The following is a 1,679-nucleotide window of genomic DNA, read 5'->3' as shown; positions in this document are numbered from 1 at the left end:
TAGGTAATTGCGAAACTCATGATTAAAAGAGGTGTAGAAAGAACCTATAGATGTAGAAGTGAATTTTTAAATGTAAACTAATGTGTTTTATGCAATAAGTGGTTTTAAGCTCCTTATAAATTGATGTTGATTAATGTTATTGGCTAGAACTACAGTAAATAATTGGGTAATGCCAGCAAGTAGTAAATCTGCATGTAATGTTTTTTCATTCTGGGTTTTACGATTAGCGACATTATAACTTCCTTTAAAATGGTGGATAGACCGTTCAACAGTGGTTCTGATTTTATAGGTTTCAAGCCATTCATCTGACCCACGAATAGTACCTGGATAAGCACGAAGATTTTTTTCAGGATAGATGTAGAACATTCTACCACAGGAAGATGCTGTACAAGGATTATCGCAGAAACACTGGCGTTTATACTTACCGTCATCATGCTTGATCCACTTTACTTTAGGGCATATAAACTTATGTCGAATCAAACCATTTTTACGTTTAGCAATACCTTCATACTTCATAGGAAGCGAAGTATCACTGGGGCAACAAGGTATACCATCTTCATTAACAGGGCAATCAGGGTAAGAGAGTTTTGAACGAGAGTTCAAAGGTATAAAAGCTTTTTCGAAATTTAGATTATTAAGTAACGCATCGTAAAGTGTGGTGCTGTCAAAAGCGGCATCACCAAGAAAAGATTTGGGTTGAATCAAAGGATGTTTTTCAAAGAAGTCAGTTAATACAGGAATAAGAGCCTTTGTATCATGAAGAGACTTATCCTCATCAGGAGAATCGGACTTTTTATCAAGAATAATATTAGGATGATTATCCATAAAGTCTTTGTTGTAAAAGGATATGTCTCTGACGATGCCAAGACCATTGGTAACCATGCCAAACTTGTAAACATAGCAGAAATGACCATTAATGTAGAGTTGCTTAATTTCAGAGTTAGAAGCAGAATGAGAAGGCATAGAGCCATAAGCAGCTTTGTAAGGGTCATAAGAATCATCAAGTTTGTTAGCTTTTTTAAAGGCTTTAAGATGTTTAATGATTTTATGGGAGTATTTAGGGTTGTTTTCAGTAACATAAGCCTCGATACCAGAGGTGTCAAAGATAGTCATAGAAGCTTTAGCAGGATTAATTTCTTGGCAAATTGGTTCAGTGACATCAACAAGATGGTCAAAGAATGATTGTAAGTCCGATAAAAACTCTTGCTTAAAGCGAGTAAATCTTGAAGCATCTGGAACACGAACAAAACCGCAGAAATCTCTAAGTTCTTTAGAGAACTTAAGGAAAGTAATCAAAAGTGTATCAGTAGGTATAGAGAAGATTCGTTGAAGAATGAAAGCCCAGAGCATAGAAGAAAGCTGGTGCTCACGAGGGCGACCTGTAGATGCATAATAACGATTATAGAAAGTAAAAGGAATAAACTCACCTATATTAAGGTTCTCTTCAAGAAGAGAAAGAAAGTGATGTTTGTCGTTTTCGAAAGAATTGGAACAATCGGAATAAATTTCAGCCAAAGAAAGCTGTTTATGTGTTAAAATAGACATATATAACTCCTTTCAGGGTTTGGTGGATTTGTTTCTCGCAATTCAATTTTACCATAATCAGGTGAGGAGTTATATATTTTTATGCAAGAAAAAACCCCGTAATTATACGGGTTGTGGCGTTTCGCAAACGTCTA

Annotated in this window: 1 pseudogene; it reads right to left on the bottom strand. The window is 35.4% G+C overall.

Features of this window, described 5'->3' with window-relative positions:
- Nucleotides 1-149: 149 nt before the first annotated feature.
- Nucleotides 150-1,539: pseudogene (locus HNR33_RS22765) on the bottom strand (transposase).
- Between the last annotated feature and the right edge of the window lie 140 nt (nucleotides 1,540-1,679).

Source organism: Brassicibacter mesophilus, from assembly GCF_050433385.1.
Lineage (GTDB): Bacteria > Bacillota > Clostridia > Tissierellales > Proteiniboraceae > Brassicibacter > Brassicibacter mesophilus.
The sequence above is the reverse complement of the archived record's forward strand: the minus strand, read 5'-3'. Positions and strand labels throughout refer to the sequence as shown.